Here is a 12880-nt window from a genome sequence, read left to right on the forward strand (position 1 = left end):
CGTCAGACTGTTGGCCGCGTCCGCCGGCGGATATCCCCCGCACCCCATTTCTACTTTGCATGGGGTTGTTTTCCATATTTTTTGTTTGGCACCCGCCCAAGAGCAAAGAAAAAGCCCGGCCTCGCGAACGAGGCCGGGCCATTCAGTCTGACAGCTTGGTCGGCGATCAGCCGCGGGTGCGCGAGCGGATCATGAAGCTGTCGTAGGTGTATTCGGCGACCTGCCACCACAGATATTCGTCGGAGCGGTAGGCCTGCATGGCGTCGATCGACTTCTTGAAGTCGGGGTTCTTGGCCGAGGTTTCCGCCCACAGCTCGTTGGTCGCCTTGAGGCAGGCTTCGAGCACTTCGTTGGTGAAGGGACGAAGCTGGGTGCCGCCGGCCACCAGACGCTTCAGCGCCGACGGATTCTGCATGTCGTAGCGCGCGGCCATCCAGCTGTTGGCGTTGGCCATCGCGTTGGTGAGGATCGCCTGGTAGTTCTTCGGCAGCCCGTTCCACTTGTCGAGATTGATGAAGGAGTGCACCGTCGGGCCGCCTTCCCAGAAGCCCGGATAGTAGTAGTACTTGGCGACCTTGGCGAAGCCGAGCTTCTCGTCATCGTAGGGACCGACCCACTCGGCCGCGTCGATGGTGCCCTTTTCCAGCGCCGGGTAGATGTCGCCACCGGCGAGCTGCTGCGGCACCACACCGACCTTCTGGAGCACCTGGCCGGCGATGCCGCCGATGCGCATCTTGAGGCCGGAGAGATCGGCAACGGTCTTGATCTCCTTGCGGAACCAGCCGCCCATCTGGGTGCCGGTGTTGCCGCAGGGGAAGCCGATCACGTTCGACTTCTTGAAGAACTCGTTGGCGAGCTCGTTGCCGCCGCCCTGGTAGAGCCAGGAGTTCTGCTGGCGCGCGTTGAGGCCGAACGGCACCGACGCGAAGATCGCGAAGGTCGGGTCCTTGCCGACATAGTAGTAGGACACGGTGTGGCACATCTCGACCGTGCCGTTCGAGGTCGCATCGAGCGCCTGCAGGCCGGGGACGACTTCGCCGGCGGCGAACACCTGGATCTGGAACTTGTTGTCGGTCATCTCGGCGACGTACTTCGCCACCTGCTCGCCGCCGCCATAGATGGTGTCGAGCGACTTCGGGAAGCTCGAAGTCAGGCGCCAYTTCACCTCSGGCGASGATTGCGCGATCGCCGGCGAGGCCACTGCGGTCGCCGCCGCGCCTGCTGCCGACACTTTCAAGAAATCACGACGCTTCATCTTCAGGTCTCTCCTTGCTGGGGCGTTTGTTTCCCCTAGACTTCCTCTTTGCCGCCGCTCATTCCGGCGAMGCGTTTGGGCCGCGTCGAACCGAAGGGGCTTGACTGCCGTGGGCCTTTAACACGGAAGCCCCGGTTTCGGAACGCGACATTGGCATGACGGGGCTCTACGAAAGTCGCATGGCCCCGCGGGCTCGGCGGGGCCGGCTCAGGCCGCGGCGATGACGCCCTTGAGCTGGTCCCGGACCTGGCCCGCAATGGCGCGATAGATCGCCGCATGGGGGCCGTCCGGCTCGCTGTCGACCACCGGGCTACCGGCGTCCGAGCTGGCGCGAATCGCCATGTGCAGCGGAATCTCGCCCAGGAACGGCACGCCGAGCTTCTCGGCCTCGTGGCGCGCGCCACCGTGGCCGAAGATGTCCGATTTCGTGCCGCAATGCGGGCACTGGAAATAGCTCATGTTCTCGACGATGCCGAGCACGGGCACGTTGACCTTCCGGAACATGGCGAGCCCCCGCCGCGCGTCGATCAGCGACAGGTCCTGCGGGGTCGAGATGATGACGGCGCCCTTCAGCGGCACGTTCTGCGCCAGCGTGAGCTGGGCGTCGCCCGTGCCCGGCGGCATGTCGACGACGAGCACGTCGAGTTCGCCCCATTCGACGTCGCGCAGCATCTGCGTCACCGCCGACATCACCATCGGGCCGCGCCAGATCATCGCGGTCTCTTCCTCGACGAGGAAGCCGATCGACATGATGGCGAGGCCGAAACGCCGCAGCGGAATCATCTTGCGCTCGCCGTTCAGCTCCGGCTTGTCGCGCAGGCCGGTCAGCCGCGGCACCGAGGGGCCGTAGATGTCCGCATCGAGCAGCCCGACCTTGAGGCCGAGGTCGCGCAAGCCCAGCGCTAGATTGAGCGCGGTGGTCGACTTGCCGACGCCGCCCTTGCCGGAGGCCACCGCGATCACCGCGGCAACGCCCGGGATCTCGGACTGCCGCGCCATCGGCGAGGTACCGCCCTGCGGCGGCTTGTGGGCATGGACCGGCTGCACGCCCGGCGTGCCGCGGCTCGGCGTCGGTGGCGGTGGCGGTGGCGGCGCAGCGCCGGGCTTGCGCTCGGCGGTGAGCGCCACCATGACCGTGGTGACGCCGGGAATGGCGCGCACGGCTGCCTCCGCGTCGGCCCGGACGGACTCCCAGGCCCGCGCCTCGGCGGCATCGACATTGATCGAGAAGAACACCTTGCCGTCGGACGCGCTGATCGCGCTCAGCACATTGGCATTGGTGAGCGCGACCCCGCGCGGCGACTTGATCCGGCCAAGGCTGTCGAGAACCTGCTGCTGCGTCACGCTCAAAGCGCATCTCCTAGAGTTCAGGATGCCCCATTAGAGCGGAAACGTCCAAAAGGCTACTGCCTGCCGATATCGTCAGCCATCTCGGCCGGCGCCGCCCCCTGCTCCTTGGCCGCCTCGTAATTGAGCTCGATCATCACCCCGTTGGGGTCGTGGACGAAGATCTGCCAAAGGTCGCCGCCAGGCACCTGGCGGGACTCGAACTTCATCCCCTTCGACGCCAGGCGCTGCTTCATGCCGTCAAAACCACGGCTGACGAAGGCGACGTGGTGGACAACGCCGGAATCCGGCTTTTGTGGCTCCGCCGTCGGAGAAATATCGACGAGGTGCACCACCGGCCTTCCCTCGCTGTACATCCAGGCGCCGGGAAAGGCGAAATTCGGCCGGGCGCCATTTTCCAGGCCCAGCACGTCCTCGTAGAAGCGGACCGTGTCGGCCAGATTCCGGGTCCGGATGTTGAAATGATCGAGGACGCCCACGCTCACGCCGCCCATGCCTTCGCTCCCTCTTTATGCAAGTCCCGAGGCCCGCCATTCTAGCACAGGCGGCTGCCAAACGAAGCCGTTGCCCTCTCGCCTCAAGGGTTTATGGTGCGCTCCTAATCCGCCCTCACAGCGGAACTGCAAAAACGCCGTTTGGCGCCCCCCGCCCGGCAAGAACCGTAAAACCCAAACTACGGACAAGGTTACAAACATGGCTAAAGTCGCTTTCCTCGGTCTCGGCGTGATGGGCTTCCCCATGGCCGGACACCTCGTGAAAAAAGGGGGCCATGAGGTCACCGTCTACAACCGCACCGCGGCCAAGGCGAAGGAATGGGCGGACAAGTTCGGCGGCAAGACCGCGGCGACCCCGAAGGCCGCCGCCGAGGGCCAGGATTTCGTGATGTGCTGCGTCGGCAACGACAATGACCTGCGCGCGGTCACGATCGGCCCCGATGGTGCCTTCGCCGGCATGAAGAAGGGCGCGACCTTCGTCGACCACACCACCGCATCCGCCGAAGTCGCCCGCGAGCTCGACGCGGCCGCCACCAAGGCCGGCTTCAAGTTCATCGACGCGCCGGTTTCCGGCGGCCAGGCCGGCGCCGAGAACGGCGTGCTGACAGTCATGTGCGGCGGTGCGGCGGACGCCTATGCCGGCGCCGAGCCGATCATCACGGGCGCCTATGCGCGGATGTGCAAACTGCTCGGGCCCGCCGGCTCCGGCCAGCTGACCAAGATGGTCAACCAGATCTGCATCGCCGGCCTCGTGCAGGGCCTCTCCGAGGGTATTCACTTCGCCAAGAAGAGTGGGCTCGACGTTGCCGCCGTGATCGAGACCATCTCCAAGGGCGCCGCGCAGTCCTGGCAGATGGAAAACCGCTACAAGACCATGAACGAGAACAAGTACGATTTCGGCTTCGCGGTCGAATGGATGCGCAAGGATCTCTCGATCTCGCTGGCCGAAGCCCGCCGCAACGGCGCCAATCTGCCGGTGACTGCGCTGGTCGACCAGTTCTACGCCGAGGTCGAGAAAATGGGTGGCAAGCGTTGGGATACGTCGAGCCTGCTCGCGCGCCTTAACCGCTGACAGTGACGAACTGACCCTGCCTTGCTGATCGCACTCGCCGCAATCTTCGTCCTCGCCTATGCGGCGATCGCGCTCGAGCACCCGATCGGGGTCAACAAGAGCGCGTCCGCGCTGTTGGCTGCGGGGCTGCTCTGGACGGTCTACGCGACTGCGACGGGCGACCACAATGTGGTCGGCCGTCAGCTCGATGAATCCGTCGCCTCGACCGCGCAGATCGTGTTCTTCCTGATCGGCGCGATGACCATCGTCGAGGTGATCGACGCCCATGACGGCTTCGAGGTCATCACCTCCCGCATCAGCACGACCAGCCAGGTCAAGCTGATGTGGTTGGTCGGGTTCGTGACGTTCTTCCTGAGCGCGATCCTCGACAATCTGACGACCACGATCGTCATGATCTCGCTGATCCAGCGACTGATCGCCCGGCGCGAGGACCGGCTGCTGTTCGCCTCTCTCATCGTCATCGCCGCGAATGCCGGCGGCGCGTGGACCGTGATCGGCGACGTCACCACGACCATGCTGTGGATCGGCGGGCAGATCACGCCGCTGAAGATCATGAGCAACGTGTTCCTGCCCTCGCTGGTCAATTTGCTGGTGCCGCTCGCGTTCATCGGCCTTTCGCTGAAGGGCAAGACCATCGCGCCGCCGCCGAAGGACCACGGATTGCTGAGCGTCGAGCGGTTCGAACGCAACCTGATGTTCTATCTGGGCCTGGGCGTGCTGATCGCGGTGCCCGCCTTCAAGACGGTCACGCATCTGCCGCCCTTCATGGGCGTGCTGTTCGGGCTCGGCCTGGTCTGGCTGGTCGGCGAGATCGTTCATCGCCACAAGGACGAGCATGTCCGCCGCCCGCTGACGCTTGCGCACGCGCTGACGCGGATCGACATGGGCTCGATCGTGTTCTTCGTCGGCATCTTGCTCGCGGTCGCCAGCCTCGATCATGCCGGCCTGCTCTCCCTGGTCGCCAAATGGCTGGACACCGTGATCGGTCGCCAGGATGTCATCGTCGTCGTGCTCGGGCTGCTCAGCGCCGTCATCGACAACGTGCCGCTGGTGGCCGCGACCATGGGCATGTACGATCTCGCGCACTATCCGCCCGACAGCTTCCTCTGGGAGTTCATCGCCTATTGTGCCGGCACCGGCGGATCGATCCTGATCATCGGCTCGGCCGCCGGCGTCGCCGCCATGGGGCTCGAGCGGATCGAGTTCCTCTGGTACGCCCGCCGCATCGCGGTTCCCGCGCTCGCCGGATATCTGGCCGGGGCCGTGGTCTATGTGGCGCAGCATGCGCTGCTGCACTGAGCGGCGTGGACAGGATTCGAATTAACGCCCGGTTAACGTAATTCTTTAGCTCCTTAAGGCACCTCTTAAGGATTTATTGCCACAGATAGACAATGCAGAAGGCCCGTCTCGCGCGGGCAGGAATTGTTGTTGTGCGATGAGTAACCCCGCTGAAAAGCCCGAGGTTGTGCAGCTTCCGGCCGCGCCGGTGAGCGCGCCGTCGGCGAGCAGTCGCCGGGCCGCCGCGCAGCGGGTGCGCGAGGCGCGCGACAAGTTAACGTCGACCAGCGGAACCCGGCCCGCCTTCGACGCCGAGTTGCTCCGTCAATATGCCCAGACAAGACTGTCCGCCTCCTATGTCGTGATGCTGCTGGTGGTGGCGACCGGCGTGCTGTTCGGACTGTGGATGCAGCCGATCCCGGCCGTGGCCTGGACCTGCGGCATGCTCTGCATCCACGGCGCGATGGTCCGCAGCTGCCGGCGGTTCCTGGCCGAGGCGTCATCGCCCACGGCGACGCGTGCATGGCGGACGCGCTTCGTCGTGCTCGACCTGCTCTATGGCCTGTGCTGGATGGCGATCATGATCCATCCCGTGCTCGACATGGTCACGGAAACGCTGATGATGTTCCTGATGCTGCTGGTGATCGCAGTGTCGAGCATGCTGGCGGCCAATTTACCGATCGCAGCCCTCGCCGCCACCGCGCCCGTTGCCGTCGCGATGGCGCTGAGCTTTGCAATGATCGGCTCGCTGGACAATTACATCCTGGCGGCGCTCGCGCTCGCAGCCGAAGGCTATTTCGTGCTGCTGGCGCGCCAGCTGCACGCCTCGACCTTCGCGACACTGGAAGCGCGTGCCGAGAAGGACGCGCTGATCGGCGAGCTCGAGCAGGCCAAGGCGATCTCGGACGAGGCGCGTCACCGCGCCGAGTCCGCCAACGTCGCCAAGTCGCGCTTCCTCGCGCAGATGAGCCACGAGCTGCGCACGCCGCTGAACGCGATCCTCGGCTTCTCCGAGGTGATGAAGAGCGAGATTTTTGGCGCGCACGCGGTGCCGGTCTACAAGGAATATTCCGCCGACATCCACAATTCCGGCGTGCACCTGCTCAACCTCATCAACGAGATCCTCGATCTGTCGCGGATCGAGGCCGGCCGCTACGAGCTCAACGAGGAGGCGGTGGCGCTGGTCGGCATCGTCGCCGACTGCCACCACCTGATGAAGCTGCGCGCATCGAGCCGCGGCATCACCATCCACGAGGTGTTCGAGCAGGCCATGCCGCGGCTCTGGGCCGACGAGCGCGCGATCCGCCAGGTCGTGCTCAACCTGCTGTCCAACTCGATCAAGTTCACGCCGCAGGGCGGCGAGATCTGGCTCAAGGCCGGCTGGACCGCATCGGGCGGACAGTATCTTTCGGTGAAGGATACCGGCTCCGGCATTCCGGAGGACGAGATTCCGGTCGTGCTCGCCTCGTTCGGCCAGGGCTCCAACTCGATCAAATCGGCCGAACAGGGCGCTGGCCTCGGCCTGCCCATCGCGAAGAACCTGATCGACCTGCATGGCGGCACGTTCACGCTGAAATCGAAGCTGCGCATCGGCACCGAGGTGATCGTCACCTTCCCGCCGGAGCGGGTGATGAGCGCGCTGGCGCCGCTGTCAGATGATTCTCCGCCGCTCCAGCCGGAGGGCTCCCTCGTGCCTGACGAGAAGCGCCGGCCGCGCCACAAGCCGATCATGAGCGCAGGTACGGGCTCTTAAACACATGCTTGCAGAAATGCCCGACGATCCCCCACTATGTCACAATGAGCAAAGAAACGCCGTGCGTCGCCGTCTGCATGATCGATCCCAAGACCAAGCTGTGCTTCGGCTGCGGCCGCACATTGCCGGAGATCGCGCGCTGGCATGCGATGGAAAGCGCGGAACGGCTGGCGGTCATGGCGATGCTGCCGGCGCGCATGACGGAAGCCGGTTTGCAGCCGATCGCGGGATCGCCGAAGCGCAGTTGAGCTGCGTGCGCCCTTGTGGAGGCGCGCGATGATCCGCTTCCTGCTCGTCCTCATCATGCTCGCCGGCACCGCCGGTGCCGTCGTCGCCTATGGCGATCCCGATCAGATCGCGCGCGCCAGCCACAAGGTCTCGCACATGTTCCGCGGGCAGGCCGCCTCGCCCGCTCCCGCGGTGCAGATCCAGCGCGGCCAGGGCGGCGAATTCGCGTTGCGCGCCAAGATCAACGGCGTTGCCGCGCCAATGGTGATCGATACCGGTGCGACCTCCGTGGTGCTGACCTGGGAAACCGCGAAAGCGATCGGGCTGCCGCTCGAGATGCTCGAATACGACGTCGACCTCGAAACCGCGGGCGGTCACACCAAGGCGGCCCGGCTCACCCTCGACCGTCTCGCCGTCGGCCACCTCGTCGAGAAATCGGTTCCGGCCCTCGTCGTGCAGCGCGGACAGATGAAGACCAACCTGCTTGGCATGAGCTTCCTCGATCGCCTGGAAAGCTGGGGCGTGCGTTCCGACAAGCTGATGCTCACCGGCTACCCGGAGCTTCAGAGCAGCCATCGCCGCTCGCGGCTGGCGGTCGATTAGGGCACGTGGCGGCGGGACGGCTGTTCACTTTCGCTGCGAACGCGCTTCGAAGATATAGCCAAGGAAATTCATCAGCACCTGTGCCGCAAGAATGCCGGTCACGCCCGCGGGATCGTAGGCTGGAGCGACCTCGACGAGGTCGATCCCGACGACCTCGCCTCGCTTCGCGAGGCCCTGAAGAATCTCCATCACCTCGTAGTATTGAAAGCCCCCATGGCTCGGCGTTCCCGTTCCCGGTGCGATCGAGGGATCGAAGCCGTCGATGTCRATCGTCACATAATAGCGGGCGCCGTGCGGAATCCGATCCAGGACGCCGTCGGCGCCGAGCTTGCGTGCCTGGCGCACCGAGAGGATGGTGGAGCCGCGCGCACGGGCATCCTCATAGCCTTCGCGGGCGGTCGACGACACGTTGCGGATGCCGATCTGGGTCAAGCCCGTGACATGGGCCTGCTCGGCCGCGCGTCGCATTGGATTGCCATGTCCCTCGCGCACGCCATGCCTCACGTCCACGAAATCGAGATGGGCATCGATCTGGACGATATGGATCGGGCCATGCCCGCTGAAGGCCCTGACGCAGGGAATGTTGACGGCGTGGTCGCCGCCAAGGACCACGGGCATCGCGCCTCGTTCGAGGATCTTTCGGACTGCCGCTTCGGCGTTGGCATGGCTCCTGGCCGTATCGGTGTGGACAATGTCGGCGTCCCCGACGTCGACGATGCGCACCTTGTCAAGCGGCAGATAGGTGACGTCATCCTCATGATCATAGGCGCCACCATGGCCGAAGGAGAAAAGGGTCGAGGCTTCGCGGATGGCGCGCGGCCCGAACCTCGCGCCCGAACGGTATTGCGTGCCCATGTCGAAGGGCACCCCGAGCACCGCGACATCGGCGTCGAGCCTGTCCCACTCAAGGCAGACGGGCCGCTTGCCGAAGGTGCAATGCCCGACAAATGGCAGATCAAGTCTGCCGTCTTCATACCCGTGTGCCATCTTTCCTCCGATCGGCAAATACTCGGAACGGGATGGCAAGGCCATTCTCGGAACGGGCCATCCGTCCGCGGTGTCGATGCAAGTGGAAGCAGGTTCTGTTCCAGTTGATATGACAATTCCGCGGCGGCGACCGGCATCAGCGCGCTGGAGGGTGGTGGCATGCCCAATGCATGGGCTCGAAACCGCCGCCGGCTTCGAAAGAGCTGAGCGCTTGAATGGCAGACCGACTCCGGAGGCGCCACGAATGATCGCCAACCCCGTCCGCTGGCCCAACGGAGCGAAGTGCGCCTGCTGCCTGACGTTCGACATGGATGCCGACAGCCTGATCCATGTCGAGCACCCCGGTGACGGCAATCACCGCGTCTCGGGCATTTCCATGCTGCGCTATGGGCCGACCGTCGCGGTGCCGCGCATCGTCGAGACCTATCGGCAGCTCGGAATCAAGCAGACCTTCTTCGTTCCGGCCTGGTGTATCGAACAGTATCCCTCCGCCATCGAGGCGATGCTCGCCGGCGGCCACGAGATCGGGCATCACAGCTATATTCACGAGAACCCGCTCGACCAGACACGGGAAGAGGAGGCCTATTGGCTCGATCTCGGCATCGACATCATCCGCAAGGCGACGGGACAGGCGCCACGCGGTTGGCGGGCGCCCCTCTACAATTTCTCGCATCGCTCCCTCGACCTGCTGCTGGGAAGAGGCTTCACCTATGATGCTTCGCTGATGGGTGATGATGTGCCCTATGTCATCAAGAGCAGGGCGAACAGCGGCGAGCTAATCGAGCTGCCTACGCATTGGGGCCTCGACGACTGGCCGCAATATGTCCAGTCCTTCGACCTCGACTACTTCATGCCCGTGCGCAGCCCCAGCAACGGCTTTGCGGCTTTCCTGGAGGAATTCCAGGCGGCCTACGCTTATGGCGGGTTGTGGATCCCGACGCTGCATCCCTTCGCGACGGGACGGCTCGCGCGTTGGCACGTGTTCGCCGGCTTCCTCGAGCGGACGGTCGCGCAAGGCGACGTCTGGTTTGCACCGATGGAAGAGATCGCCGCGCATGTCCGGCGCGAGATCGACGAGGGGCGCTATGTGCCTCGCGTTGAGCTCCTTCCGCAATATCCCGAACCAGTCGGCCGGATCTTTCCGCGACGTCAGCCGTAGATCGGGAGGGATATGCAGAGCTCAGCCATCCGCTTCGTCATGGCGGGCATCGCCTGGCCCTGCAACAGACCACCCCCTGACAAAGGCAGTAGCTAACACCCAGCATTCGGAAGCGAGTTGCTCCGAACGCGTGCCGGTGTGGCATTTCCGTCATTTACAAACCGCCCAGTCGGTTTATAAGAGAGCCATTCCCGGATCGGGGTTGGACAAGGGCTGCTCCCTGACGGAGGCGGCCAAGTGGGAGATTGAGACATGACTGCCAAAGCCGCCTTACGTCGCGCGATGAGCGCCCTGCCCTTTGCCATCGCGTTCGCCGCGGGCAGCGCGGGCGCAGCGGACCTGTCGCCGCGCTATGCGGCGCCTGCCTATACGGCACCGCAGCCGGTCTATTCCTGGACAGGCCTCTATGCCGGCTTCAATGCGGGCTACGGCACGAGCGCCGACGACGCCTTCAACAATCTCGTGGGAACCAGCGGCGGCAAGATCAAGGGCGCCGTCGGCGGCGTGCAGATCGGCTACAATTACCAGATCTCGCCGATGTTCGTGGTCGGCATCGAGAACGATTTCGAGGGCACCGACCTGAAGAACCACGACGCCGTCAACAGCGCGGCCGTCAGCCTGCCCTGGTACATGACCGGCCGCGCCCGCGCCGGCATCGCGACAATGGATTCACGACTTCTGTTCTTCGGGACCGCAGGTCTTGCCACCGGCGAATTGAAGGACGGCGGCCTCAACAAGATGAAGATGGGCTGGACCGCGGGCGGCGGCGTCGAATGGGCGTTCCTGCCGAAATGGTCGGCCAAGGCCGAGTATCTCTACACCGAGTTCAAGCACGACGATCTGCCGGACTGGAACGCCGCGAAATTCCACACCTTCCGCGTCGGCGTGAACTATCACTTCGACCTATTCCGCTGAGCGACCACGCTCCGAAGCGCCGAATCCCTCATCAGGCCCTTCGGAGCACTCCGCGCAAAGTGGCTACGCAGCGGCCTCGGCCGGCGCGCCGCTGCCGATCCGGGCGATCGCATCGCGCAGCACGGTGGTGCCCGCGCCCGGCTTCACCCCCAGCTCGGCGAGATGGCGGCGGAAGGCGCGCGCGCCGGGTACGGCGTGGAACGCGCCCACGAAATGCCGCGTGATGGCGTGCAGCCGCGTGCCGCGCGCGAGCTGCTCCTCGATATAGGGCATCATCGCCTCGAGCGCGTCCTGCATGGTCGCATGCGGCGCCGCCTCGCCGAAGATCTCGGCATCGACGGAGAGCAGGCGCCACGGATCCTGATAGGCAGCGCGGCCGAGCATCACGCCGTCGACGTGTTCGAGATGTGCTTTCGCCGCGTCGATGCCCGGGATGCCGCCGTTGATGATGACAGGCACGTCCGGCATCGCGCGCTTGAGGCGATAAACACGATCGTAGTCGAGCGGCGGGATGTCGCGGTTCTCCTTCGGCGACAAGCCGTTGAGCCAGGCTTTCCGGGCATGCACGATCAACGCGTCGCAGCCGGAGGCGACCACCGCACGCGCCAGCGTATCGAGCGCCACTTCCGGATCCTGGTCGTCGATGCCGATGCGGCATTTCACGGTGACGGGCACCGCGACCACACGCTTCATCGCATCGACGCCCCTCGCCACGAGCTCCGGCTCCGCCATCAGGCAGGCGCCGAAGCGGCCATCCTTCACGCGGTCCGACGGGCAGCCGACATTGAGATTGATCTCGTCATAGCCGAACTCCTCGCCGATCCGCGCAGCCTGCGCGAGCTCGCGCGGGTCCGACCCGCCAAGCTGAAGCGCCACCGGATGCTCCACCGCGTCGAATCCAAGCAGCCGCTCCCGGTCGCCATGAATGATGGCGCCGGTCGTCAGCATCTCCGTATARAGCAGCGCCCGACGGGTCAGGTGACGGTGGAACACCCGGCAGTGCCGGTCGGTCCAATCCATCATGGGGGCGACGGAAAAACGATAGTCTTGCGATTTCAAACGTTTGCCCTACTATCTCAATGGGATGGAAGAAGAACGTGTGCACTCCAAACTAGCCGAAATTGCACACGTTTGTACCCGTTTTGACCTCTCGGTGCACACATAGTGCACACGAAAGCCGGAGTGCACACGCGTGGCGACCTTCACTCAATTGGCATCTGGAAACTGGCGCGTCCAAGTCCGCCGCAAGACCCGTTATGTGGCCGAGACGTTCCGACGACGCAAGGACGGAGAAGAACGGGCGCTCGAGATGGAGCGCAACATTGACCGCAACGGATCGTCAAAGCCACGCGTAGTCCGGAACATTCGCACATTTGGCGACCTGATCGACCTGCACGACGAAGACATGCGCGAAGTTGGAAAACCCCCTCGCCGATCAAAAGCTGCCGTGATGGCGTCGCTCAAGACGGAGCTCGGCAGTGTGAAGCTGCCCGCTCTCAATCGAGAGCGGCTCATCGAGTTCGGAAGAAAGCGTGCCAAGCAGGGTGCTGGCCCCGCGACGTTGGCGATCGATTTGTCTTTCATCCGCACAATCATAACGCATGCCGCCGCTGTGCACGGCATCGAGGTTTCAGCCGAGGAAGCCCGCCTCGCGCGCGTCGCTTTAAGTCACCTCAATTTGGTTGGAAAGAGCAAAGAGCGTGACGGACGTCCCACACAAGACGAACGCGATGAACTAATCGAATACTTTGAGACGAACCATCGGCAATTTATACCGATGGGACGGATC

General features: G+C 64.5%; 12 protein-coding genes and 1 pseudogene. 8 read left to right on the top strand and 5 right to left on the bottom strand.

What is annotated here, in order from left to right:
- Positions 1-166: 166 nt before the first annotated feature.
- The 3 genes from ACXJL8_RS17975 to ACXJL8_RS17985 form a co-directional block, all read right to left on the bottom strand.
- Positions 167-1255: a TRAP transporter substrate-binding protein gene (locus ACXJL8_RS17975; protein WP_456623764.1), complete on the bottom strand. Its 1089-nt coding sequence runs from the start codon at positions 1253-1255 to the stop codon at positions 167-169.
- Positions 1256-1462: 207 nt separating this feature from the next.
- A complete protein-coding gene (locus ACXJL8_RS17980; RefSeq protein WP_456623765.1) occupies positions 1463-2605 on the bottom strand; it encodes an Mrp/NBP35 family ATP-binding protein in 1143 nt (380 codons plus the stop codon).
- A gap of 53 nt (positions 2606-2658) precedes the next feature.
- Positions 2659-3096 carry a VOC family protein gene (locus tag ACXJL8_RS17985; protein WP_456623766.1) on the bottom strand — a complete coding sequence of 146 codons (438 nt, stop codon included), beginning with the start codon at positions 3094-3096 and terminating at the stop codon, positions 2659-2661.
- Positions 3097-3295: 199 nt separating this feature from the next.
- Here ACXJL8_RS17985 and ACXJL8_RS17990 point away from each other — a divergent pair, with 199 nt between their 5' ends.
- The 5 genes from ACXJL8_RS17990 (at position 3296) to ACXJL8_RS18010 (ending at position 8030) form a co-directional block, all read left to right on the top strand.
- The gene (locus ACXJL8_RS17990; protein WP_456623767.1) at positions 3296-4168 is read left to right on the top strand and encodes an NAD(P)-dependent oxidoreductase; all 873 of its coding nucleotides are present in this window, start codon (positions 3296-3298) and stop codon (positions 4166-4168) included.
- A gap of 21 nt (positions 4169-4189) precedes the next feature.
- Positions 4190-5467: a sodium:proton antiporter NhaD gene (gene nhaD / locus ACXJL8_RS17995; protein WP_456623768.1), complete on the top strand. Its 1278-nt coding sequence runs from the start codon at positions 4190-4192 to the stop codon at positions 5465-5467.
- Between the two features lie 136 nt (positions 5468-5603).
- Positions 5604-7199, top strand: a complete 1596-nt coding sequence (locus tag ACXJL8_RS18000; protein WP_456623769.1) for a sensor histidine kinase — start codon at positions 5604-5606, stop codon at positions 7197-7199.
- Between the two features lie 44 nt (positions 7200-7243).
- On the top strand, positions 7244-7447 hold the full coding sequence (locus ACXJL8_RS18005; RefSeq protein ID WP_456623770.1) for a DUF1289 domain-containing protein: 204 nt from the start codon (positions 7244-7246) through the stop codon (positions 7445-7447).
- A 28-nt stretch (positions 7448-7475) separates the two neighbouring features.
- A complete protein-coding gene (locus ACXJL8_RS18010; protein WP_456623771.1) occupies positions 7476-8030 on the top strand; it encodes a TIGR02281 family clan AA aspartic protease in 555 nt (184 codons plus the stop codon).
- Positions 8031-8054: 24 nt separating this feature from the next.
- Here ACXJL8_RS18010 and speB read toward each other — a convergent pair whose 3' ends face one another.
- The gene (speB, locus tag ACXJL8_RS18015; protein WP_456623779.1) at positions 8055-9017 is read right to left on the bottom strand and encodes an agmatinase; all 963 of its coding nucleotides are present in this window, start codon (positions 9015-9017) and stop codon (positions 8055-8057) included.
- A 307-nt stretch (positions 9018-9324) separates the two neighbouring features.
- Between speB and ACXJL8_RS18020 the strand changes: the two genes are divergently transcribed.
- Both ACXJL8_RS18020 and ACXJL8_RS18025 read left to right on the top strand, forming a co-directional pair.
- Positions 9325-10176 carry a polysaccharide deacetylase family protein gene (locus ACXJL8_RS18020; protein ID WP_456685345.1) on the top strand — a complete coding sequence of 284 codons (852 nt, stop codon included), beginning with the start codon at positions 9325-9327 and terminating at the stop codon, positions 10174-10176.
- Positions 10177-10428: 252 nt separating this feature from the next.
- Positions 10429-11091, top strand: a complete 663-nt coding sequence (locus ACXJL8_RS18025) for an outer membrane protein (RefSeq protein ID WP_456623773.1) — start codon at positions 10429-10431, stop codon at positions 11089-11091.
- Positions 11092-11154: 63 nt separating this feature from the next.
- Here ACXJL8_RS18025 and dusA read toward each other — a convergent pair whose 3' ends face one another.
- The gene (gene dusA, locus ACXJL8_RS18030; RefSeq protein ID WP_456623774.1) at positions 11155-12150 is read right to left on the bottom strand and encodes a tRNA dihydrouridine(20/20a) synthase DusA; all 996 of its coding nucleotides are present in this window, start codon (positions 12148-12150) and stop codon (positions 11155-11157) included.
- A 133-nt stretch (positions 12151-12283) separates the two neighbouring features.
- On the opposite strand from dusA, the pseudogene ACXJL8_RS18035 reads away from it, so the two are divergent.
- A pseudogene (locus tag ACXJL8_RS18035) lies at positions 12284-12880 on the top strand (site-specific integrase); the annotation flags it as partial.

The organism is Bradyrhizobium sp. P5_C11_2 (assembly GCF_054049755.1).